General features: G+C 72.9%; 23 protein-coding genes. 12 read left to right on the top strand and 11 right to left on the bottom strand.

What is annotated here, in order from left to right; genetic code table 11:
• Positions 1–72: 72 nt before the first annotated feature.
• On the bottom strand, positions 73–1482 hold the full coding sequence (locus ACFC0Z_RS11545; RefSeq protein WP_376435440.1) for a DUF3152 domain-containing protein: 1410 nt from the start codon (positions 1480–1482) through the stop codon (positions 73–75).
• 8 nt (positions 1483–1490) lie between these two features.
• Positions 1491–2456, bottom strand: coding sequence for an alpha/beta fold hydrolase (locus ACFC0Z_RS11540; RefSeq protein WP_376435437.1), 966 nt, complete (start codon positions 2454–2456; stop codon positions 1491–1493).
• Between the two features lie 174 nt (positions 2457–2630).
• Here ACFC0Z_RS11540 and ACFC0Z_RS11535 point away from each other — a divergent pair, with 174 nt between their 5' ends.
• From ACFC0Z_RS11535 to ACFC0Z_RS11520, 4 genes are all read left to right on the top strand, one after another.
• Positions 2631–2846, top strand: a complete 216-nt coding sequence (locus tag ACFC0Z_RS11535) for a hypothetical protein (protein ID WP_376435434.1) — start codon at positions 2631–2633, stop codon at positions 2844–2846.
• 146 nt (positions 2847–2992) lie between these two features.
• A complete protein-coding gene (locus ACFC0Z_RS11530) occupies positions 2993–3652 on the top strand; it encodes a TetR/AcrR family transcriptional regulator (protein ID WP_376435431.1) in 660 nt (219 codons plus the stop codon).
• A gap of 119 nt (positions 3653–3771) precedes the next feature.
• On the top strand, positions 3772–3999 hold the full coding sequence (locus tag ACFC0Z_RS11525) for a DUF3107 domain-containing protein (RefSeq protein ID WP_189800025.1): 228 nt from the start codon (positions 3772–3774) through the stop codon (positions 3997–3999).
• A 149-nt stretch (positions 4000–4148) separates the two neighbouring features.
• On the top strand, positions 4149–4418 hold the full coding sequence (locus tag ACFC0Z_RS11520; protein ID WP_376435428.1) for a hypothetical protein: 270 nt from the start codon (positions 4149–4151) through the stop codon (positions 4416–4418).
• 52 nt (positions 4419–4470) lie between these two features.
• Here ACFC0Z_RS11520 and ACFC0Z_RS11515 read toward each other — a convergent pair whose 3' ends face one another.
• On the bottom strand, positions 4471–5193 hold the full coding sequence (locus tag ACFC0Z_RS11515; protein WP_376435425.1) for a ferritin-like fold-containing protein: 723 nt from the start codon (positions 5191–5193) through the stop codon (positions 4471–4473).
• A gap of 495 nt (positions 5194–5688) precedes the next feature.
• Between ACFC0Z_RS11515 and ACFC0Z_RS11510 the strand changes: the two genes are divergently transcribed.
• Positions 5689–8595, top strand: coding sequence for a DEAD/DEAH box helicase (locus ACFC0Z_RS11510; protein ID WP_376435422.1), 2907 nt, complete (start codon positions 5689–5691; stop codon positions 8593–8595).
• Between the two features lie 360 nt (positions 8596–8955).
• The gene (locus tag ACFC0Z_RS11505) at positions 8956–9867 is read left to right on the top strand and encodes an alpha/beta fold hydrolase (protein ID WP_376435420.1); all 912 of its coding nucleotides are present in this window, start codon (positions 8956–8958) and stop codon (positions 9865–9867) included.
• Here the strand turns inward: ACFC0Z_RS11505 and ACFC0Z_RS11500 are convergent.
• Complete coding sequence (locus ACFC0Z_RS11500) at positions 9851–10744, bottom strand: NYN domain-containing protein (protein WP_376435418.1); 894 nt, start codon at positions 10742–10744, stop codon at positions 9851–9853. The genes ACFC0Z_RS11505 and ACFC0Z_RS11500 overlap by 17 nt on opposite strands.
• Positions 10745–10884: 140 nt before the next feature.
• On the opposite strand from ACFC0Z_RS11500, the gene ACFC0Z_RS11495 reads away from it, so the two are divergent.
• Positions 10885–11037 (top strand): hypothetical protein, encoded by a 153-nt coding sequence (locus tag ACFC0Z_RS11495; protein WP_376435415.1) that lies wholly within the window; start codon positions 10885–10887, stop codon positions 11035–11037.
• 93 nt (positions 11038–11130) lie between these two features.
• On the opposite strand, the gene ACFC0Z_RS11490 is transcribed toward ACFC0Z_RS11495, so the two are convergent.
• The 4 genes from ACFC0Z_RS11490 to ACFC0Z_RS11475 all read right to left on the bottom strand — a co-directional run bounded on the left by ACFC0Z_RS11490 (position 11131) and on the right by ACFC0Z_RS11475 (position 14368).
• A complete protein-coding gene (locus ACFC0Z_RS11490) occupies positions 11131–11736 on the bottom strand; it encodes a MarC family protein (protein ID WP_376435412.1) in 606 nt (201 codons plus the stop codon).
• A gap of 281 nt (positions 11737–12017) precedes the next feature.
• Positions 12018–12878, bottom strand: a complete 861-nt coding sequence (locus ACFC0Z_RS11485; RefSeq protein WP_376435409.1) for a PHP domain-containing protein — start codon at positions 12876–12878, stop codon at positions 12018–12020.
• Positions 12879–12977: 99 nt separating this feature from the next.
• Complete coding sequence (locus ACFC0Z_RS11480; RefSeq protein WP_376435406.1) at positions 12978–13619, bottom strand: DUF6758 family protein; 642 nt, start codon at positions 13617–13619, stop codon at positions 12978–12980.
• A gap of 152 nt (positions 13620–13771) precedes the next feature.
• Entirely contained in the window at positions 13772–14368 is a 597-nt protein-coding gene (locus ACFC0Z_RS11475) for a suppressor of fused domain protein (RefSeq protein ID WP_376435403.1), read from the bottom strand.
• 431 nt (positions 14369–14799) lie between these two features.
• On the opposite strand from ACFC0Z_RS11475, the gene ACFC0Z_RS11470 reads away from it, so the two are divergent.
• Positions 14800–15933, top strand: a complete 1134-nt coding sequence (locus ACFC0Z_RS11470; protein ID WP_376435400.1) for a magnesium and cobalt transport protein CorA — start codon at positions 14800–14802, stop codon at positions 15931–15933.
• 33 nt (positions 15934–15966) lie between these two features.
• Positions 15967–16479, top strand: a complete 513-nt coding sequence (locus tag ACFC0Z_RS11465) for a hypothetical protein (RefSeq protein WP_376435397.1) — start codon at positions 15967–15969, stop codon at positions 16477–16479.
• A 3-nt stretch (positions 16480–16482) separates the two neighbouring features.
• Here the strand turns inward: ACFC0Z_RS11465 and ACFC0Z_RS11460 are convergent, their stop codons facing one another.
• On the bottom strand, positions 16483–17241 hold the full coding sequence (locus ACFC0Z_RS11460) for a hypothetical protein (RefSeq protein ID WP_376435395.1): 759 nt from the start codon (positions 17239–17241) through the stop codon (positions 16483–16485).
• Positions 17242–17578: 337 nt separating this feature from the next.
• On the opposite strand from ACFC0Z_RS11460, the gene ACFC0Z_RS11455 reads away from it, so the two are divergent.
• The 3 genes from ACFC0Z_RS11455 to ACFC0Z_RS11445 are packed head-to-tail and all read left to right on the top strand — an operon-like array spanning position 17579 to position 20628.
• A complete protein-coding gene (locus ACFC0Z_RS11455) occupies positions 17579–18850 on the top strand; it encodes a magnesium transporter MgtE N-terminal domain-containing protein (RefSeq protein WP_376435392.1) in 1272 nt (423 codons plus the stop codon).
• A complete protein-coding gene (locus ACFC0Z_RS11450; RefSeq protein WP_376435390.1) occupies positions 18840–19451 on the top strand; it encodes a DUF1003 domain-containing protein in 612 nt (203 codons plus the stop codon). The genes ACFC0Z_RS11455 and ACFC0Z_RS11450 overlap by 11 nt, the downstream gene beginning before the upstream one ends.
• 43 nt (positions 19452–19494) lie before the next feature.
• Entirely contained in the window at positions 19495–20628 is a 1134-nt protein-coding gene (locus ACFC0Z_RS11445; RefSeq protein WP_376435388.1) for an Mrp/NBP35 family ATP-binding protein, read from the top strand.
• Positions 20629–20702: 74 nt separating this feature from the next.
• On the opposite strand, the gene ACFC0Z_RS11440 is transcribed toward ACFC0Z_RS11445, so the two are convergent.
• Positions 20703–21305 carry a hypothetical protein gene (locus ACFC0Z_RS11440; protein ID WP_376435385.1) on the bottom strand — a complete coding sequence of 201 codons (603 nt, stop codon included), beginning with the start codon at positions 21303–21305 and terminating at the stop codon, positions 20703–20705.
• Positions 21306–21391: 86 nt separating this feature from the next.
• Complete coding sequence (locus tag ACFC0Z_RS11435) at positions 21392–21844, bottom strand: sec-independent translocase (RefSeq protein ID WP_376435383.1); 453 nt, start codon at positions 21842–21844, stop codon at positions 21392–21394.
• Positions 21845–21891 lie beyond the last annotated feature (47 nt).

Below are 21891 nucleotides of genomic sequence, written 5' to 3'. Positions count from 1 at the left end.
ATGCACGTAACTTTCCTCCTCCGGTCGCGTTCCGTCGCGCTACGCGGCGGTGCGATCACGAAGGGTCAGTCGTCAACTGCCGGGGTACACCCAGGGGTTGGGGCGGCACTGGATGCCGTTGACCTTCAGGGACTTGGTCTGCTGCTGCATGACGGGCGCCAGCGCGCCGGGGGTGTCGCAGCTCACGTGCCCGTGCCCGAGGCGGTGGCCGACCTCGTGGTTGATGAGCATCTGGCGGTACGCGTACATCGCCTTCGGCCCGAAGGTCTCCGAGCCCTGCGCCCAGCGGAAGGCGTTGATCATCACGCGCTCGGTGGAGGCCGAGTCGCACGACACGTTGTCGACGGTCGTGTCGAGACCGGACTTCGCGCACCACGCGCCCGTGGTGCCGGGGCTCGCCAGCGTGATGACGAACTCGGGGTTCCCGCTGGAGATCCGCTCGAAGGCCATCGCGCCCTGACCGGCCCAGCTCCGCTCGTCGTTGAGGGTCTTCTGCACCGCCGAGGCGAAGAGCACCGGGTCGAGGCCGATGCCCTTCTCGACGTCGATCCGGTAGCGCACGAGCCGCCCCTTGCCGGGCGCCTTCTGGAAGCCCGGCACGGCCTCGAACTCGCCCGACCCCTTGAGCTTGGGGTCGATCGGGAACTGGCGGGTCATGAGCTGCTCGTACGTCGGCTTCGGCGCCGCCGCGGAGGCGGAGGCCGAGGCGGACGGGGCGGCGGAGGGCTTCGCGGGGGCGTCCCGGTCGTCGGAGCGGGAGGCGGAGGTGTCGCCGGAGGCCCGCTCGGCCGGCCGGTCGGCGGCGCGGGTGGCGCCCGACGAGGCCGTCGGCCGGTCGGCGACCTGGCCGGCGACGACGACGGCGAGGACGGTGGTGACGGCGGCGGCCGCGATGCCGGTCAGGGTGCGGCCCTTGAGGACCCGGCCGGCCGGCTCCTCGGCCGTCTCCTCGACGGGCGCGTCGAGCCCGTCGAGCGCGTCGGCGTCGGTGCGGAGCTCGCGCCGGGGGCCGGGAAGGAAGGGGGTGCCCTGTGTGTCCTGCGTATCCCGCGGGGAGGAGGGGGTACGCCGATGGGTGCCGTGCCCGCCGTACGCCGAGAGCCTCGGGGCCCCGGCCTCGTCGTGCTGCGGGTGCCCGCCCCGTACCGGCGAGGTCCCGTAGACGGGGATGCCGTGGGCGGGGGTGCCGGGGGTGACGTGCACGGGCGTGCCGTGCGCGGGGGTGCCGTGGCGCGGGGTGCCGTGCGCGGGCGTGCCGTACGCACCGGATGCGTACCCGGCGGTTCCGTACCCGGCGGTGGTCTCCTGGCCCGCGCCCGGCGCCCGGCGCCGTCGGCCCGTACCGGGAGCCGGAGCCGGGGCCGAAGCCGGGGCCTGGGTCGCGGCCTGGGGCGGGGTCGGGCCCGCCGTCCGTCCGGCCGCCGCCTGCCGCCCGGTGTCCTCCACCGAGGGCGCGGCGCCCTTGCGACTATGTCGTCCCACGCCCCGGTTCAGCTCCCGCCCTGATCGGCGATCAGTTCCCGCGCGGCCTGGGCGACCGTCTCGGGGTACTCCATCATCGCGACGTGCCCCGCGTCGGGCAGCGTCAGCAGTCGCGAGCCCCGGAAGGCGGCGGCCGCCCTGCGGGCCATGCGGTACGAGACCAGCCGGTCCCGTCCGCCGTACACGAGCAGCGTCGGCGCGAGCACCCGCTCGGCCTGCCGCCAGAGTCCGTGCTGACCGCCGAGCGTGTACGCGTCGACGATGCCGCGCGAGGAGCGGGCCATGGCGTCCCAGAAGTACGGGAGGTCCAGGCGGCGCTCCATCTCCTCGACCGCGTGCCGGACGGCCTCGTCGGTGACCCGGCGCGGGTCTCCGTACGTGAGCGCCAGCACCCCGCGCACGCGCTGCTCCGGCGTCCAGTCCCGGGAGAGCTTCGCGAAGAGGGAGGCGACGCCGGGGACCGCGATGAGCGCCGTCGGCAGGGCGGAGCGCTGGGCGCGCAGCTCGGGCAGGGCCGGGGAGACCAGGGTGAGGGTGCGGACCAGGTCGGGGCGGACGGCGGCGACGCGGGTGGCGACGGCGCCGCCCAGCGAGTTGCCGAAGAGGTGGACGGGACCGCGGCCGCCGGCGTCGAGGAGCCGGATGACGGCGCGGGCGTGCCCGGTGACCGAGTAGTTGCCGTCGTCGGGCGGCGGGGAGTCGCCGAAGCCGGGGAGGTCGACGGCCTCGCCGTCGACGACGTCCGCGAGCAGCGGCATGAGCGCCGACCAGTTCTGCGAGGAGCCGCCGAGGCCGTGGACGAACAGCGCGGGAGGCAGTCCGGGACGGACGCCGGGCCGGGAGCGGACCGTGAGGGTGAGCCCCGGCAGGCCGACGGAGCGGAGCTCCTCGCCGTCGGCGACCCGTACGTCGCGGATGCGCGGCGCCTGCTTCGCGGCGGCGGTCCGGGTTTCCGGCAGCTCGGTCGAGGACATGGCCGCAATATTACGAGACGATCACGCGGTCACGTGTGTGGGTGCTGTCACAGGTTCGGCCCCATGCGGTCACGGGTGCGTGTGCGGCACGGCGCGTGTGCTCCTACGCTCGGAAGAAGAGGGTCAAGGGAAGGTCGTCGGAGCGCCTCGACCCCGAGCGCCGGAAGGAACCGCATGACTGTCGATCCGACCGAGCCGGACACCTTCGCCACGGAAGAGGTCGTCGCGCTCGACCAGGAGATCCCCGAGGCCGACGCCGCCGAGCAGCACACCGAGCTCCAGCAGCGCGAGGACGAGCCCCTCACGCACGTCGAGAACGACTCGGCGAACGAGGCCGACGCGTCCGACCAGGCGCGGGTCGTCGCCCTGGACGAGGACGACTACCGCTGATTTGTTCGGTTCAACCCTGAACCAATGGGTCGACCAGAGTGTCCGGTCCGTGAAATTCTGCGTTCGCACCGCGCACAGCCGGGTTACCCAAAAGTACGATGTCGGCGCGGCGCGGACAGCGCATGGATCGAATTCTTGGAGGCCGCGTGAGCGCCATCGAGCAGACAGAGGCAGCACGCCCTCGGGGCACGCGCCTCCCGCGTCGTGCGCGGCGGAACCAGCTGCTCGGCGCGGCCCAGGAGGTCTTCGTCGCCCAGGGCTACCACGCGGCCGCCATGGACGACATCGCCGAGCGCGCGGGCGTCAGCAAGCCCGTCCTCTACCAGCACTTCCCGGGGAAGCTGGAGCTGTACCTCGCCCTGCTCGACCAGCACTGCGAGTCCCTGCTCCACGCGGTGCGCACGGCGCTGGCCTCGACGACGGACAACAAGCTCCGGGTCGCGGCGACGATGGACGCCTACTTCGCGTACGTGGAGGACGAGGGCGGCGCCTTCCGTCTCGTCTTCGAGTCGGACCTGACCAACGAGCCGGCCGTGCGCGAGCGCGTGGACCGGGTCAGCCTCCAGTGCGCCGAGGCGATCTCGGACGTCATCGCCGAGGACACCGGTCTCGCCAAGGAGGAGTCGATGCTCCTCGCGGTCGGTCTCGGCGGTGTCTCGCAGGTCGTCGCGCGCTACTGGCTGTCGAGCGAGTCCCAGATCCCGCGCGACAAGGCCGTGGGTCTGCTGACCTCGCTGGCCTGGCGCGGCATCGCCGGCTTCCCGCTGCACCCGGTGGAGGGGCAGCTGAGCGCCGAGGGCCACTGATCGGCCCGTGTTCGCTCTTGGCGTGCCGCGCTGAGGCGTGGGCGTCCCCTCACCGGGCTAATGTGGGCAACGTACGGCGCGAAGATCGCGCAACGCTGACCGTTCGGAGGGACATAGCCGTGGAGGTCAAGATCGGCGTGCAGCACGCACCCCGGGAGATCGTTCTGGAGAGCGGGCAGTCCGCCGAGGAAGTGGAGCGCGCGGTCGCCGACGCGCTGGCCGGCAAGGCGCAGCTGCTGAGCCTGTCGGACGAGAAGGGCCGCAAGGTCCTCGTCCCGGCCGAGAAGATCGCGTACGTGGAGCTCGGCGAGCCCGCCGTGCGTCGGGTGGGCTTCGGCGCCCTCTGAGGATTCCGGCGAAAGGCCCGGCGGACCGCATCGGTCCGCCGGGCCTTTCGTGCACGTCAGAGTGGCGGGGAGGATTGTCTTCCGGGCCGTCGGGGTAGGAAGTCGTCGACCGCACCACCCGCCCCGCAGCACCCGCGAGGTGATCAGCAGTGTTCCTGGAAGCCCTCGGTTCCGCCCTGTTCGGTCTCGCCCTGGCCTGGGTCGCCCTGCACAGACTGGGCGGCCGTCTCCCCTCCCGGGGGACCGTCCTCATGACCGGAGCGCTCGGCGGAGTATTCGGCGCGCTCGTCACCCACGGAGCCCTGGGACCGGGCCACTTCCTCGCGACGCTGATCGGCGCGGTGGCGGTGGCGGCGGTGCTGCTCTCGCTGCTGATCCGTCCGGCCGCACGGCGGCTGCGACGCTCAGCGGCGGTGTGAGTCCACCGCCGCCCTCCTCGTACGAGCGTTGCTACGAGCGCCGCTACGAGCGTTACGCGGCCAGGCCGAGCGCGGCCATGCGCTTGGTGTGGGCCTCCGTGATGCGGGAGAACATCCGGCCGACCTCCGCGAGGTCGAAGCCGTCCGCGACGCCGCCGACGAGCATCGTCGAGAGCGCGTCGCGCTCGGCGACCACGCGCTGGGCCTGCGAGAGGGCCTCGCCCATCAGACGGCGCGCCCAGAGCGCGAGCCGGCCGCCGACGCGCGGGTCGGCCTCGATGGCGGCGCGGACCTTCTCCACGGCGAAGTTGCCGTGGCCGGTGTCGTCGAGCACCGACAGGACGAGCCCGCGGGTGTCCGAGTCCAGGCGGGCCGCGACCTCGCGGTAGAAGTCACTGGCGATCGAGTCGCCGACGTACGCCTTGACCAGGCCCTCCAGCCAGTCCGACGGAGCGGTCTGGCGGTGGAAGTCGTCGAGCGCCTTGGCGAAGGGCTCCATCGCGGCGGTCGGCTCGGCGTCGACGGCCGCGAGGCGGTCGCGCAGCTGCTCGAAGTGGTGGAACTCGGCGGAGGCCATCTTCGCCAGCTCCGCCTTGTCCGCGAGGGTCGGCGCCAGCTTGGCGTCCTCGGCGAGCCGCTCGAAGGCCGCGAGCTCTCCGTAGGCCAGCGCGCCGAGGAGGTCGATCACGGCGGCGCGGTACTGGGGGTCGGCGGATGCGGTGGCCCAGTCCTCGGCGGCGATCCCGGTCGGTGTGGCGTTGTCAGGCGTCTCCATGCAGCGCACAATAGCCCGCTCCCGGCTCCCCGAAGGGCCGGGGAAGGTCCTGGTCAGTCAGTGTGACCGTGCCCTCATCACGTTTTCTCCCAACACACATGCGCGAATCCGGGGTACAGTGATAAGGCGCCTGCTGAGTATGCGGACATGCTTTCGCACGTTCGGACGTACACGGTGGGCCGACTCATGAATGAGGATGCCCGGTCGGTGCCCCGATCGGCTCCGGCCCGACAGCCCTTCCGGCGGACCCGCGGAAGGGTCACCCTCAGCGGTAAGACGCTCGAGCGACGGCAGTGGTCCCGTGTCACCTGCCCGTGATCTTCACGATCCGGGCGGAAGAGTCCCGACACGGTACGACCCCCGTCTTTCGCGTCGCGCCGCGTCCACAGAAGAGGCAGCACCCTGACTACGACTTTCCGATCGCTCGGAATCCTCCCCGAGACGGCCGAGGCCCTGGAGGCCGTCGGTATCGTCACCCCCTTCCCCATCCAGGAGATGACCCTCCCGGTCGCCCTCAGCGGCACCGACGTCATCGGCCAGGCGAAGACCGGCACGGGCAAGACCCTCGGTTTCGGCCTCCCCATCCTGGAGCGCGTCACCGTCCCCGCGGACGTCGAGGCCGGCCGGGCCAAGCCCGAGCAGCTGACCGACGCCCCGCAGGCGCTCGTCGTCGTCCCGACCCGCGAGCTGTGCACGCAGGTCACCAACGACCTCCAGACCGCCGGCAAGGTGCGCAACGTCCGCGTGCTCGCGATCTACGGCGGCCGTGCGTACGAGCCGCAGGTCGAGGCGCTGAACAAGGGCGTCGACGTCGTCGTCGGCACCCCCGGTCGTCTGCTCGACCTGGCCGGCCAGCGCAAGCTGGACCTGTCGAAGGTCAAGGTCCTCGTCCTCGACGAGGCCGACGAGATGCTCGACCTGGGCTTCCTGCCCGACGTCGAGAAGATCATGAGCATGCTTCCGCCGAAGCGTCAGACGATGCTGTTCTCGGCGACCATGCCGGGCGCGGTCATCGGCCTGGCCCGCCGCTACATGTCGCAGCCCACGCACATCCGGGCCACCTCGCCCGACGGCGAGGGCGCGACCGTCGCCAACATCAAGCAGCACGTCTACCGCGCGCACAACATGGACAAGCCGGAGATGGTCTCCCGCATCCTGCAGGCCAACGGCCGCGGGCTCGCGATGATCTTCTGCCGCACGAAGCGCACGGCGGCCGACATCGCCGAGCAGCTGGAGCGGCGCGGCTTCGCCTCCGGCGCGGTCCACGGCGACCTCGGCCAGGGCGCCCGCGAGCAGGCGCTCCGCGCCTTCCGCAACGGCAAGGTCGACGTGCTCGTCTGCACCGACGTCGCCGCGCGCGGCATCGACGTCGAGGGCGTCACGCACGTCATCAACTACCAGTCCCCCGAGGACGAGAAGACCTTCCTCCACCGCGTGGGCCGCACCGGCCGCGCCGGAGCGAAGGGCACGGCCGTGACGCTGGTCGACTGGGACGACATCCCGCGCTGGCAGCTCATCAACAAGGCCCTCGAACTCGACTTCCACGACCCGGTCGAGACGTACTCCTCCTCCCCGCACCTGTACGAGGAGCTGGACATCCCGGCGGGCACCAAGGGCATCCTGCCCCGCGCCGAGCGGACCCGCGCGGGTCTGGGCGCGGAGACGCTGGAGGACCTGGGCGAGCCCGGCGGCCGTCGTGGCCGCGGTCCGAAGGGCGCCGAGCGCGCCGAGAAGACCGAGGAGCGCCCGGCCCGGACGCGTACGCCGCGTCAGCGTCGTCGTACCCGTGGCGGCAGCGAGCTCGACGAGGCCGCGACCCCGACCACGACGGCTCCGGTCACCGCGACCGCTCCCGCCGCGTCGGCTCCGGCCGCCGAGGTGACCGCGGACGCCGCGGCCGAGTCGGGCCCGCGCACTCCGCGCCGTCGTCGCCGTACCCGTCCGAACGGCCAGGGCGGCGTCCCGGTCGCGCAGACCGCGCAGGTACCCCAGTCCACGCAGCACGCCGCCCCGGCGGCCGAGGCCGCGCCGGTCGCGGAGACCGCGCCGGTCGCCGAGGCCGCGCCGGTCGCCGAGCCCGTCAAGGCGGCTCCGGTGGCGCAGGCCGCCCCGGCTCCCGCCGCCGAGGCCCCGGCCGAGGCGCGGGCTCCGCGCCGCCGCTCCCGTGGCGGCCGCGCCGACGCCCCGCAGGCCGCCGCGCCCGCGGCTCCCGCTCAGGCTCAGGCCGCCCCGGCTCAGGCCGCTCCGGCCCGGACGCAGGCCCCGGCCCGTGCCCAGGCCCCGGCCGCGCGGGAGGCCGCGCCGGCTCCGCGCCGTCGTCGCCCCCGCGTGATCCGTCCCCTTGAGGACACCGGTTCCTTCCAGACGGTCGAGACCGCCGCCGCCGCGCTGCGCAAGGCCCGGACCGCCGAGGCGCCCGCCGCCGAGGCCGCGCCGGTCGCCGCCCCCGTGGCCGAGGAGGCCCCGAAGGCCCCGCGCCGTCGCACGGCCCGCAAGGCCGTCGCGGAGCCGGTCGCCGAGCCGGTGAAGGCCGCCGAGGTCGCGGTCGAGGCCGCACCCGAGGTCACGGCCGAGGTTCCGGCCCCGCGTCGTCGCCGTACGGCCCGCCGCCCCGCCGGCTCGCCGGGCGCCCCCGAGGCCGCTCCGGTGGTCGCCGAGGCCCCGGCCGCCGAGCCCGCGCCGGTCGTCGAGGAGGCCCCCAAGGCCCCCCGCGCCCGCCGCACCGCTCGTCGCGCCGCCGGTTCGCCGGTGAACGCCGAGGCCGCCGCGGTCATCGTCGTGGAGTCGCCCGTCGCCGCCGCGCCGGTCGTCGAGGAGGCCCCCAAGGCCCCGCGCGCCCGCCGCACGGCCCGCCGCGCCGCCGGTACGCCGGTCGCCGCCGAGGCCGCGCCGGTCGTCGTCGTCGAGGAGGCGGCCCCGGTCGCCGAGGCCGCTCCGGTCGCCGAGGAGGCCCCCAAGGCCCCCGCCCGTCGCCGCACGACGAAGAAGGCGGCCGCCGAGCCGGTCGCCACCGAGGCCCCGGCCGAGGAGGCCCCCAAGGCCCCGCGCGCCCGCCGGACGACGAAGAAGGCCGCCGCGGAAGCGGTCGTCACCGAGGCCCCGGCCGTCGAGGAGGCCCCCAAGGCCGCTCCCCGTCGCCGGACGGCCAAGAAGGCCGCGGCCGAGCCGGTCGTCGAGGCTCCGGTGACGGAGGAGGCCCCGAAGGCTCCTCGCCGCCGTGCCACGAAGAAGGCCGTCGTCGCCGAGGCGCCCGACGCCTCGGAGCCGAAGACGCCGACCCGTCGCCGGACGACGAAGAAGGCCGCCGCCGAGCCGGTCGCCACCGAGGCCCCGGCCGAGGAGGCCCCCAAGGCCCCGCGCCGCCGCACCACCAAGAAGGCAGCGGCCAAGGCCGAGGACTGAGTCCCCGCCCGACCCAGCACAGCCCGTGCGGCCCGTCCCCGAAAAGGGACGGGCCGCACGGCCGTTCCGGCGCCCGTCCAGCCACCCGCCGCCACCGCCCCGCATGCGAGCCTCCGACCCCCGGGCCCGGCCCGCAGGGCCAGGGGCCCCGGGGCCTCCCCGGCGCGCCCCCACCCCAGCGACCGGCCGTCACGGCCACGCACCCTCCCGCGCGGGCCGTGCACCAAGCCCCCAACGCACCGCCCCTCCCCCGCGCGAGCCCACAGGACCCCGGCGGACCTGCACCCGGGGCCTCCCCCGCCCGGAAGGGCTGTCCGGCCCGAAAAGGCTGTCCGTGGCCGGCGGGATTACAGTCCGGGTATGAGCAAGCCCCGGTCCCTCGACCTCCCGCCCCGCACCCAGGCCCGTCGCCTGGTCACCGCGCGGGGTGACTTCGCCGTGCTCGACACGGCTCCGGTGGGCGAGCGGCGGGGGACGGTGCTGTTGCTGCCGGGGTACACCGGCAGCAAGGAGGACTTCCTCGCGCTGCTCGGGCCGCTCTCCGACGCCGGGTACCGGGCGGTGGCGGTGGACGGGCGGGGGCAGCACGAGACGCCCGGGCCCCGGGGCCGGGCCGCGTACCGTCGCAGGGCGCTCGCGCTGGACGCCGTCGCGCAGGCCGCCGCCCTCGGCGACGGGCCCGCGCATCTGCTCGGTCACTCCTTCGGCGGGCTCGTGGCCCGCGCCGCGGCCTCGCTCGCCCCGGCCGCCTTCCGCTCGCTCACCCTGCTCTCCTCCGGCACGGGCCGGGTGGCCCGGCCGCAGCGTGTCCGCGTGCGGGTGCTGCGGGGCGCGCTCGCGGTGCTGCCGAAGGACCGGGTCTGGGAGGCGATGTGCCGTCTCGACGCGCGTGGTGAGGAGCCGGGCGCGGTCGACGCGCCGGAGCTGACGCGCTTCCTGCGGCGGCGCTGGATGCGGACCCGGATCGCGCAGTTGTCGGGCGCGGGGCGGCTGCTCGTCGCCACCAGGGACGGTACGGAGGAACTCCTCGGCCTGCGGATGCCGCTGCACTTCGCGTACGGGACGGACGAGATGGTGTGGCCGCCGGTGGAGCTGGCCGCGGCGGCGGCCCGTACCGGCGCGCACCACACGGTGGTCGCGGGCGCCGGCCACTCCCCCAACGTCTCGCATCCGCGCGAGCTGGCGGAGCGGCTGACGGCCTTCTGGGACCGGGTCGACGGAGACGGAGACGCCCGTACCCCCACTCGTACGGGTGCTAGTACTGCGTCTTGAGGTGCTGCCAGAAGCCGTCCCGCAGGGCCCTGCGGAGGGCGGCGTGGCCGCGCAGGGAGCGGCTGAGCAGGCGTTCCGCCTCGACGAGGAGGTCCTGGTCGACGGGGCCCGGGAGGTAGGGCGCGCCGGGCAGGAGCTCGGCGAGCCGGTCGCGGCCCCGCTCGGCGAGCCAGGTCGCGGCGATCTGCGCGCCGACGAAGCGGACCTCCTCGCGGGACGGCGGCGGCTCGCCCTCGTTCTCGTACGTCGTGACCGGGCGGCGGGTGACGTACGGGCGGCAGAAGTCGAGGTCGAAGGTGCGCTGGCTGTCGACCTCCCAGAGGAGGGCCTCGGCCTGGTTGCGGCCCTCGGCGGCCTCGATGCCCCAGAGGTGGACGCGCGCCCCGTAGCCCTGGGCGGCCTCGACGGCCGAGACGAGGTCCTCGTCGCCGCCGACGAGGGCGGCGTCGCTGATGGCGCGGTGGCGGGCGAGGGACTCCAGGTCGGTGCGGATGAGGGAGTCGACGCCCTTCTGCTGGTTGTTGGCGTTGAGGTTGCCGAGGCGGACCTTGACGTCGGGGAGCTCGGCGATGACCTGCTGCTCGGGCGTGTGGATGCGGCGCCGGGCGCCGTCGTACCAGTACACGCGCAGGAGCCGGCTGTCGGCGAAGATCGTGCGGGCCTTGTCGATGAAGGCCTCGATGAGGCCCTCGGCGTCGAGGTCGAAGGAGCGCCGGTCCTCGGTTCCCGTCACCAGCAACCCGGCCGCAGCATAGACGTAACCTGCGTCGACGAAGATGGCGTGGGTGGAGGGGGTCTTGGCGACCTCGGCAAGCATCCGTTGCAGGAGCTCATTGGTGCGCTCAAGCCGGGCGCCGATCGTGTCCTCGTCGTTCATACGGCCCTTTCTACCAGCCAGTATTTAGTCATCCGAAAATTTTCCTTAGCGTAAGGAATGTTTGCGCGATGCCGTCCGTTGGAGATCTACGTAACCCAGTTCTCCTCCAGGAGGATCAACTCAGACGAAGGGAGAAGCCCATGCGCTTCGAAATTCTGCGACTGGACGACATCGACGGCACGCCCGTCGACAGCACCGTTGTGGACGCCGCCTCCGTCAATCGGATCGTGCAGCAGGCCGCCGCTGTCGGCCAGCGCATCTGGATCCGCCCCGCCGAGACCTCGGCCTCGTAACCGGCCAGGTCCACACCACGCACCGCGCCCCCGCATGGACTCCGCACCGCGGAATCCGTACGGGGGCGCAGTGGTACCCGGCGGTGGCCGGGATCAGGCGTTCTGGATGACCTGGGTGACGCCGTTGATGATCTGCTGCACCGCGATGGCGGAGAGCATCATGCCGGCGAGGCGGGTCACGAGGACGACGCCGCCGTCCTTGATGACCCGGATGATCACGAGCGAGTAGCGCATGGTCAGCCAGAGCACGACGTGCATCGCGGCGATGGCGGACCAGACGGAGATCTGCGCGGAGACGCTGTCGGCGTGCTGGACGGCGAGGATGACCGAGACGATCGCGCCGGGCCCGGCGAGCAGCGGCATGCCCAGCGGGACGAGGGCGACGTTGACGTCCTTGGTCTGCTTGGGCTCGTCGGTCTTGCCTGTGAGCAGGTCGAGCGCGATGAGCAGCAGGAGCAGACCGCCCGCGATCATCAGCGCGGGGACGGAGACGTGCAGGTAGTCGAGGATCTGCTGGCCGAGCAGACCGAAGACGGTGATGACGCCGAAGGCGACGGCGACGGCCTGCCAGGCCATGCGTCGCTGCACCTTGGCCGGGCGGCCGGAGGTGAGGGCGAGGAAGATCGGCGTGATCCCCGGGGGGTCCATGATCACGAAGAGGGTCAGGAACAGCGAGCCGAAGACGGCGGCGTCGAACACGGTGAGGGTGCCTTGCGGGAGAGGTCGAACGGTGGGGTGTCGCGCCGGCATTCCGGAATGACAGATTCCGGATGACGGGCGCGCGTGCGCCGGAAGTGGCGTGAGGGTACGGAGACGGGGGGCGCCGGCCTGGGCGGGAGCGGGCGCGCGAGGGCGCCCGGGACCGTGGGTCACGCGCGGACGACAGGTGTGCGCGCGGGAACGGCCCGGCGCGGAGGGAACACCACGCCGGCCTGCCGTGGCCCCCGGAAGGAGCTAGGCCCTGATCCGCCGGACAGAACCTAGGCGGTTCCGCCCGCGCCGGGGACCGGGAAGGCCCCTGCCGCGCGGCGGGTGATCTCGCCGTAGATCTCGGGGTCGGTCGTGTACTCGCCGAGGCGGCAGGTCTTGCGGCTGCCGTGGTAGTCGCTGGAGCCCGTGGTCAGCAGACCGAGCTCCTTCGCGAGCCCGCGCAGCCGCGCGCGCGTCGCCTCGTCGTGGTCCATGTGGTCGACCTCGATGCCGTCGAGACCGGCGTCGGCGAGCCGGGCTATCGCGCTCTCCGGCACGACCTGGCCGCGCTTGACGGCGGCCGGGTGCGCGAAGACGGTGACGCCGCCGGCGGCCTTGACCAGCCGGATGGCCTCGATCGGGTCGAGCTCGTGCTTCGCGGCGTACGCCCGGCCGCCGTCGGCGAGCCACTCGGGCGTGAAGGCGCCGGAGACGTCGGGGACGACCCCGAGCTCGACGAGCGCCTCGGCGACGTGCGGGCGGCCGACGGAGCCGTCCCCCGCGATGCGGGCGACCTGCTCCCAGGTGACGGGGACGCCGAGCTCCTGGAGCTTGCCGACCATGGCGCGGGCGCGCGGCACGCGGTCGTCGCGGACGAGCTCGCGCTCGGCGAGGAGCGCGGGCTCCTCGGGGTCGAAGAGGTAGGCCAGCATGTGCAGGCCGATGCCGTCGAGGCGGCAGGAGAGCTCGGCGCCGGTGACGAGGGTCAGGCCCTCGGGCAGCGCGGCGATCGCCTCAGCGTGGCCGCGGGTGGTGTCGTGGTCCGTGAGCGCGACGACGTCGAGCCCGGCCGCGGCCGCGTTCCTGACGAGCTCGGCCGGCGTGTCCGTACCGTCGGAGGCCGTGGAGTGGGTGTGCAGGTCGATGCGCACGACGCGGTACTCCGGGGGCTCGGGACGGACGAGGGACGCTCCAGCATAACGGGCGAATCGAACACTCCCGTACGGACCGTCAGAGAGCGCGGAGGGCCGTCAGGGGCCCAGAAGCCTGGGGGTGAGCGCGCCGCACGGCAGGAGCTCGACCTCGGCGCCGGCGTCGCGCAGGTCGGTCAGGACGAGCTCGTCGTACATGAGGAGGCCCGACTGTTCGGGCCAGACGATGGCCCAGAGCCACAGGCCGCGCGCCTCGCCCGCGAAGACGGCGCGGTCCGGCGGGGTGCCGGTGACGTGCCAGAGCGGGGTGGGACGGCCGGCGGCGAGCACCTTGGCGGCCGGCGGCTTGTCGATGGCCATGCCGGAGCCGGGGTCGGGGCCGTCGATGCCCGCGTACCGCGCGCCGAGGCCGACGCCGAGCTCCTCGGCGACGAGGATCAGCTCGCCGATGCCGCCGAGCGGTCCCGGTCCCGAGCAGGCGACGGCGGTCGCGCGGCCGCCGCTGCGGTCGTCCCCGGCGTACGCGACCCCGGTGAAGAGCCAGCCGACGGGCAGGGGCCACGGCATCCACACGGGCACGTGGGAGCGGTGGACGACGACGCCGAGGGCCTCGACACTGGGCGGGATCACGGGCTGGAGCGGGTGCACCGAGCCGTGCACGTCACACTGCCAGGAGTCGGCGAAGAGACCGGGCGCCCTGACCCGGCCACCGCACTTCGGACAACTGGGTTCGCCCCTCATAGGGCTCAACGGTCCTACCCCTCGTGCCCCGCGTCAAGGACACCGGGGGACGATCACCCGTCCGGCCCGAGCCGTTCACCCGCAGTGCCCACAGAGGCCACACGGGCCCCTTCCGGAACCCGCCCCCGCGCCCCTCGCGCCCCCTTCCGGGGTCAGTCCAGGGCGACGGACTTGCGCAGCGGATCCCGCAGGTCCGTCCCCTTGGCGAGCCACCGCTCCTCTAGGGCCTGCGCCCCGTGCACCCGCTTCCACGCGGCCTCGTTCGAGGTCATGGGAAGCAGCGGCAGGAAGCGCACCGGATCCATCGGGTCGTCGAGCTCCAGGTCCTCGACGAGCCCGCCGGACTCGGCGACGAGGACGGAGCTGAAGGAGGCGCCGGGCCAGAGGGGCTCGCCGACGTCGAGCGAGGCGCCGGGGGCGACGATCACCCCCTCGACCTGCGGGGTGGCGGCGAGGACGGCGAGGGGGCGCAGCACCTTGTCGGTGTCGGCGAGGCCGGCCCGTACGGTGAGGACGAGCTCGGCGCGCGGGCCCTTGACGGGGTCGGCGAGCGCCGAGGTCGGGTCCGCCATCGGCGCGGCGGACATGCCGAGGGTCGCGTACCGCACGAGGTCGCCCTCGGGACCGCGGTCGACGAAGCGGAGGACCTCGATCCGATCGGTGCCGAGGAAGGTCACCGCGGCCCGCGCGTCCGGTTCGCCGAGCGCCGTCCGCAGCCGGGCCTCGACCAGAGCAAGAACTTCTCCCATGGGTTGAGCATAAAGCGCGTATGGAACGGGCAAAGTCAAGGATTGACCCTCTGTCGGCTGATAGTCTTGGCCGCTGGTCGGGAGTCCCGAACTCCTGATTACTCGTCACACGTCATCCCCCACGGGGGACCGGCCGGAGGAGGTGGGACTGCGATGGACCGAAGTCGGTCGGGCAGTACCAGCCGCTCTTCCGCCGTCTCGCACCCCCGCCCGGTGCGGTCTTCTCTCCGGTGATTCCCGGGTCCCGTACGGACCCGCGCCTCCGGCATCTCGCTCGACGGAAGAGCAACTTCGCCTTTGCCTGTCTTGTAGCGAACGCCGTCACCGTGGTTCCCCGGTGCCGCCCGCTTTGTGGACGACGTAGCTCCACGTCCCCATTCCGGGCTGTGCCACGCATCGCGCCGACGGCCACTCCGTGAGGGAGCATGCCCATGTCGATGATCCGTGACCTGCGCGCCGCCGTCCGTCCGAGCCTGCGGCCCGGCCTGCGCAAGACCCCGACCACGTACACCGCGTACGACCCCACCCGCGACCACTCCTCGGCCTCCAGCGCCGTCGTCGACTGCGCCGTCTACCGCGACGGGCAGCGGGTCGACGACCGCTCCTGCCTCACGCCCCGGGGCGCGATGAGCCAGGTGCGGGAGAGCGGCGGCTTCGCCTGGATCGGGCTCCACGAGCCCACCGAGGCCGAATTCGCCGGAATCGCGGCCGAGTTCGGGCTCCACCCGCTCGCCGTCGAGGACGCCGTCCACGCCCACCAGCGGCCCAAGCTGGAGCGGTACGACGACACGCTCTTCACCGTCTTCAAGACGATCCACTACGTCGAGCACGCCGAGCTCACCGCGACCAGCGAGGTCGTCGAGACCGGCGAGGTCATGTGCTTCACCGGCCCCGACTTCGTCATCACCGTCCGGCACGGCGGCCAGGGCTCCCTGCGCAACCTCCGTCACCGCCTCCAGGGCGAGCCCGAGCTCCTCGCCAAGGGCCCGTCCGCCGTCCTCCACGCCATCGCCGACCACGTCGTCGACGGCTACATCGCGGTCGCCGACGCCGTCGAGCTCGACATCGACCAGCTGGAGATCGACGTCTTCTCGCCGGCCGCGAAGAAGGGCTCCACGCGCGGCACGGACACGGGCCGGATCTACCAGCTCAAGCGCGAGGTCCTGGAGTTCAAGCGGGCCGTCACCCCGCTGCTGCGCCCGCTCGCGCTGCTCAGCGAGCGGCCGATGCGGCTGGTCGACCCCGACATCCAGAAGTACTTCCGGGACGTCGCCGACCACCTCGCGCGCGTCCAGGAGCAGGTCGTCGGCTTCGACGAGCTCCTCAACTCGATCCTCCAGGCCAACCTGGCGCAGGCGACCGTCGCGCAGAACGAGGACATGCGCAAGATCACCTCGTGGGCGGCGATCGTCGCCGTCCCCACGGCGGTCTGCGGCGTCTACGGCATGAACTTCGACCACATGCCGGAGCTCCACTGGAAGTACGGCTATCCGATGGTGCTCACCGGCATCATCGCGGTCTGCCTCACCATCCACCGCACCCTGAAGCGCAACGGCTGGCTGTAGGCCGCCCGGTCCGCCCTGGATAGGCTTCGGCCCATGACCGACACCCTGCTCACCGGCGCCCTCGTCGAAGAGGCCACCAAGAAGTCCGGCCTCGTCTGGGTGCGCGGCACCGGGCCCTCCCGCGCCCTCTGGCACGTCTGGCACGACGGGGCGGCGCACGTCGTCGGCGACGGCCCCGGCGAACAGCCGCTCCCCGGCCTCGCCGACGGCGGTACGGCCGAGGTGACCGTCCGCAGCAAGGACAAGGGCGGCCGGATCGTCGCCTGGACGGCCTCGGTGCGCGAGATCGCCCCGCGCACGGAGGAGTGGGACGCGGCCGTCGCCGAACTCAAGGGCAAGCGGCTGAACGCCTCCGACGGCGAGGCCATGCCGGACCGCTGGGCGCGCGAGTGCCGGGTCCTGCGGCTCGACCCGGTCGCCTCGACGACCGAGCTGCCGGACGGCTCCCTCGCCGCCGTACCGCTGCCGTCGGCGGCGATCACCCGCCGGCCGGTCCCGGCGGCGCTCCCGAAGCTGCTCCTGAAGAAGAAGCGCAAGCGCGGCTAGCTCTCAGGTGCGGGGGAGCTGCATGCCGTAGTCGAGCGTCTCCTCCTGGGAGGGCGCCTCCAGCGGGAACTCCTTGTTCCACTCGGAGAGCACCACGACGCCCGCTCCCCCTCCGCGCGCGAACCTGAGCGGGTACGGCGTCCCTTCGAGGGCCACGTCGAGGGTGCCGCCCTCGCCGCCCTCGCCGCCCTTGACCTTGACCGTACGGACTCCGCCGATCTGGTCGCGGTCGCCCTTGACGGCCGTGCCGTGCAGCCCGATCAGGCCGTCCAGGAGCACGTCCATCTCGGTGAAGCCGCGCAGCTGCTTGTACGTGGGGTCGTCCTGCGGCACCTTCACGTACATGTCGTCGAGGGTGTCGGCGGCTTCCTCGTCCGCGTCGGTCGGCTCCTCGGCCGCCTTCCCCTCGTGCGCCCAGAAGTCGGCGTCGGCCTTCAGGTAGAGCGCGTCGCCGACCCGGAGCAGCTCGAAGGTGCTGTTCTTCGTGGCGACGGAGCCGGTGGCGCCGTCCGGCTTGAGCCGCATGTCGAGCTTGTACGTGCCGCCCTTGCTGACCAGCGTGCCCGCGAGCCGTACGGCCTTCGCGGAGTCGGCCGCGGTCTGCGCCTTCTGCTCGATCTCGGGGGCGGAGAGCCTGCCCACCCCGTTGGTCCCCTCGTCCGGATCGGCGGCGCAGGCGCCGATCCCGACCGTGAGACCGGCACAGAGCGCCAGGGGCGCGACGGTCCTGCGGATACGCGACGCCGGGGAACGTACGGCCATCAGCGCTGCCTCTCGAAGTCGTGGGGGCGAAGGGCGGAGAAGGGGCGGTGGGCGGGGGAGGCCCGTCGGAGGGGGTGCCGTGGACGGCCCTGTCCGGACCGTTCGGAATGTCCGGGTCCGTTTTCCGGGCCGAGTGGGGGGACGGCAGACCGCAGCGTACCCGGGCCGGATGAAGCCGCCGACGGCCAGCCGGACGGAGGCGCTGCCGGAGCGGGGATGATCGGCACGGGCTAGCCTGAACCCGGCAAAGCTCTGCAATCCCCGGCAAAGCAATGCCACCGGCCGGACACCGCTCCGGCGACGACTCGAATCGTGCGGCATCCAGGAGGCGCGTGGCATGGCGGCAGGCGCCCCCCGGATCTTCGTCTCCCACCTCGCGGGAGTCCCCGTCTTCGACCCCGTCGGCGACCAGGTGGGCCGCGTCAGCGATCTCGTCGCCATGCTCCGCGTCGGCAACAGGCCCCCGCGCCTGCTCGGGATGGTCGTCGAGGTGCTCAGCCGCCGCCGCGTCTTCGTCCCCATGACCCGGATCACCGGCGTCGCCTCGGGCCAGGTCATCACCACCGGCGTGGTCAACATGCGCCGCTTCGAGCGCCGCCCCACCGAGCGGCTCGTCCTCGGCGAGCTCCTCGACCGCCGGGTGACCCTGGTCGACTCGGGCGAGGAGGTCACCGTCCTCGACGTCGCCATCCAGCGGCTGCCCGCCCGCCGCGACTGGTCGATCGACAAGGTGTTCGTCCGCAAGGGCAAGGGCGGGGTGCTCAGCCGCAAGGGCGAGACCCTGACCGTCGAGTGGTCCGCCGTCACCGGCTTCTCCCTGGAGGAGCACGGCCAGGGCGCCGAGAACCTCCTCGCCACCTTCGAGAAGCTCCGCCCCGCCGACCTCGCCAACGCCCTGCACCACCTCTCCCCCAAGCGGCGCGTCGAGGTCGCCGCCGCCCTCGACGACGACCGGCTCGCCGACGTCCTCGAAGAGCTCCCCGAGGACGACCAGATCGAGATCCTCGGCGAACTCAAGGAGGAGCGCGCCGCCGACGTCCTGGAGGCGATGGACCCGGACGACGCCGCCGACCTCCTCTCCGAGCTCCCCGAGGACGAGAAGGAACGACTCCTCACCCTCATGCGGCCGGACGACGCCGCCGACGTACGCCGCCTGATGTCGTACGAGGAGAACACCGCGGGCGGTCTGATGACGACCGAGCCGATCGTGCTGCGCCCGGACGCCACCATCGCGGACGCGCTCGCCCGGGTCCGCCAGCAGGACCTGTCGCCGGCCCTCGCCGCGCAGGTGTACGTCTGCCGGCCGCCGGACGAGACGCCGACCGGCAAGTACCTGGGGACCGTCCACTTCCAGCGGCTGCTTCGCGACCCGCCGTTCACGCTCGTCAGCTCGGTCATCGACAGCGACCTGCCGCCGCTCGGCCCGGACACCCCGCTGCCCGCCGTGACCAGCTACCTCGCCGCGTACAACATGGTCGCCGCGCCCGTCGTCGACGAGAGCGGCTCGCTGCTCGGCGCGGTCACCGTCGACGACGTGCTCGACCACCTGCTGCCCGAGGACTGGCGCGAGACCGAGTTCCACCAGGAGGGGACCACGCATGGCCGCTGAGCGTCAGCAGGAGAGGGACCGGGACCGGGAGCGGCCGATGGCGCGCATCCGGCTCGACCTCCCGCGCGAGCGCCGGGCCAGACTGCTGCCGGAGTACGACCCCGAGGCCTTCGGGCGGCTCTCGGAGCGCATCGCCCGGTTCCTGGGGACGGGCCGGTTCCTCGTCTGGATGACGGTGACGATCGTCGTCTGGGTCGCGTGGAACATCTTCGCGCCGGCGTCGCTGAAGTTCGACGAGTACCCGTTCATCTTCCTGACCCTCGTCCTGTCCCTCCAGGCCTCGTACGCGGCTCCGCTGATCCTCCTCGCGCAGAACCGGCAGGACGACCGCGACCGGGTCAACCTCGAACAGGACCGGAAGCAGAACGAGCGGTCGATCGCGGACACCGAGTACCTGACGCGGGAGATCGCCGCGCTGCGGATGGGCCTCGGCGAGGTCGCCACCCGCGACTGGATCCGCTCCGAGCTCCAGGACATGGTCAAGGAGCTGGAGGAACGGCTGGAGGAACGGTACGAGGAGCGGTACGAGGAGCGCCGGGAGGAGCGGCGCGATCTATTCCCGCCGGACGACGCGTACGGAAGTGACGTACCCGACCATTGACACGCCTCCATGGGCCGGTGCCCGGCGCCGTACCATCGTCCGTATGGCTACGGAAGACGCGGTGCTCGAAGCACTGGCGACGGTGAACGACCCTGAGATCAACAAGCCGATCACTGAGCTCGGCATGGTCAAGTCGGTGGAGATCGGTCCGGACGGCGGGGTCGCCGTCACGGTCTACCTGACCGTCTCCGGCTGCCCCATGCGCGAGACCATCACGCAGCGCGTGACGGAGGCCGTGTCCCGGGTCGAGGGCGTCACCGGCGTCGAGGTCACCCTCGACGTGATGAGCGACGAGCAGCGCAAGGAGCTGGCGGCGGCGCTGCGCGGCACGGGCGCCGAGCGCGAGGTGCCCTTCGCGAAGCCCGGCTCGCTGACCCGTGTGTACGCGGTGGCGTCCGGCAAGGGCGGCGTCGGCAAGTCCTCCGTGACCGTCAACCTCGCCGCGGCGATGGCCGCCGACGGCCTCAAGGTCGGTGTCGTCGACGCCGACATCTACGGCCACAGCGTGCCCCGCATGCTGGGCGCGGACGGCCGTCCGACCCAGGTCGAGAACATGATCATGCCGCCGTCGGCGAACGGCGTGAAGGTCATCTCCATCGGCATGTTCACCCCGGGCAACGCCCCGGTCGTGTGGCGCGGCCCGATGCTCCACCGCGCGCTCCAGCAGTTCCTCGCCGACGTCTACTGGGGCGACCTCGACGTCCTCCTCCTCGACCTGCCCCCGGGCACCGGCGACATCGCGATCTCGGTCGCGCAGCTCGTCCCGAACGCGGAGATCCTCGTCGTCACCACCCCGCAGCAGGCGGCCGCCGAGGTCGCCGAGCGGGCCGGCTCGATCGCGGTGCAGACGCACCAGAAGATCGTCGGCGTCGTCGAGAACATGGCGGGCCTGCCGTGTCCGCACTGCGACGAAATGGTGGACGTCTTCGGCACGGGCGGCGGCCAGAAGGTCGCGGACGGCCTGACCCAGACCACGGGCGCGACCGTCCCGGTCCTCGGCTCGATCCCGATCGACGTACGGCTCCGCGAGGGCGGCGACGACGGCAAGCCGGTCGTCCTCTCCGACCCCGACTCCCCCGCCGGCGCGGCCCTGCGCGCCATCGCGGGCAAGCTGGGCGGCCGTCAGCGCGGCCTGTCGGGCATGAGCCTGGGCATCACCCCGCGCAACAAGTTCTGATCCGTACGGCAGGAAGGGGCGCCCCCGTGAACCGGGGGCGCCCCTTCTCGTACGTCCACGTCCCGCGTCTACGTCTACGCGTACGCGTCCAGGTCGGGGATCTGCGCGAAGCCGAGCCCGTACGCGCTCATCCCCCGCCCGTACGCCCCCAGGTGGACCCCGGCGGCCGATCCGGCGAGGACCCAGCCGAACTCGGTCTCGCGGTAGTGGAAGGGCATCGGGACGCCGTCGACGGGCAGCGACAGGACCGACCAGGCGGGCCCGTCGAGGTCGTCGGCGAGCTCGAACGCCGTCTCGGTCTGCTGGTCCAGCCAGTTGTCCCGGGTCACGTGGTCGAGCGAGGCGGGCCAGGTGTGGACGAGCAGCCCGGAGCCGGCCAGCCAGGCGGCCGAGGAGACCGTGGTGGCGTCGAGCACGCCCGTACCGTCACCGGTCCTGCGGACCGGGCTCGCCGCGACCGTCACGACGACCGCGAAGCGCTCCTTCTCCGCGCCGCCGGCCTCGGACTTTATCGACGGCTCGTCACCGTGGCCGACGGAGCCGTACTGGACGGAACCGTCCGCCGCCGTACCGACCTGCATGAGCCGGCGAGGCCCGGTGAACGCCTCGTCGAGCCCGTACCAGGCGAAGGGCGCGCGCAGAAACCCCTCGGCTTCCACCCGACTCGTCGTCGTCATTCCGGCAGCCTCCTCGATCCGTCGACAGATCCGTCAACAGAGGGAGGATAGCCACCGGGACGCAGTCGTTCGGTGACAGGCCGTCGTCAGGTGGCGTCGGAGTCGTACGGCGGGCGCTCGCCGGCGTCCGGCTTGTCCTGCTTCTTGAGGAGGTCGGGCGAGGAGCCGTTGACGGTCGCGGGGGCGGCGGGCGCGGCCGCGGGGGCCGTCTCGCGGCCGTTGACCGCGTCGGCGACCTCGTTGATCTCCTTCTTGAGGTCGAAGGTGCCGCGCAGCTCCTTGAGCTCCCGCAGGTCCTCGTTCCCGTCGATCTGCTTGCGCAGGAACGTCTTCGGGTTGAGGTCCTCGAACTCGAAGTCCTTGAACTCCGGGCCGAGCTCGCTGCGGATGTCCTCCTTCGCGCTGTCGGAGAAGTCCTTGACCTTCCTGATGAAGCGCGAGACGTCCTGGATCACCTTGGGCAGCTTGTCCGGCCCGAAGACGAGCACGGCGAGGACGACGAGCGTCACCAGCTCGAGTGCGCCTATGTCGCTGAACACCTAGTAGCTCCTTCTCGCCGGTCCGAGGCCCGGTCCACGGTACCCGC

Source organism: Streptomyces sp. NPDC056144 (genome assembly GCF_042264145.1).
Taxonomy (GTDB): Bacteria; Actinomycetota; Actinomycetes; order Streptomycetales; family Streptomycetaceae; genus Streptomyces.
The sequence above is the reverse complement of the archived record's forward strand: the minus strand, read 5'-3'. Positions and strand labels throughout refer to the sequence as shown.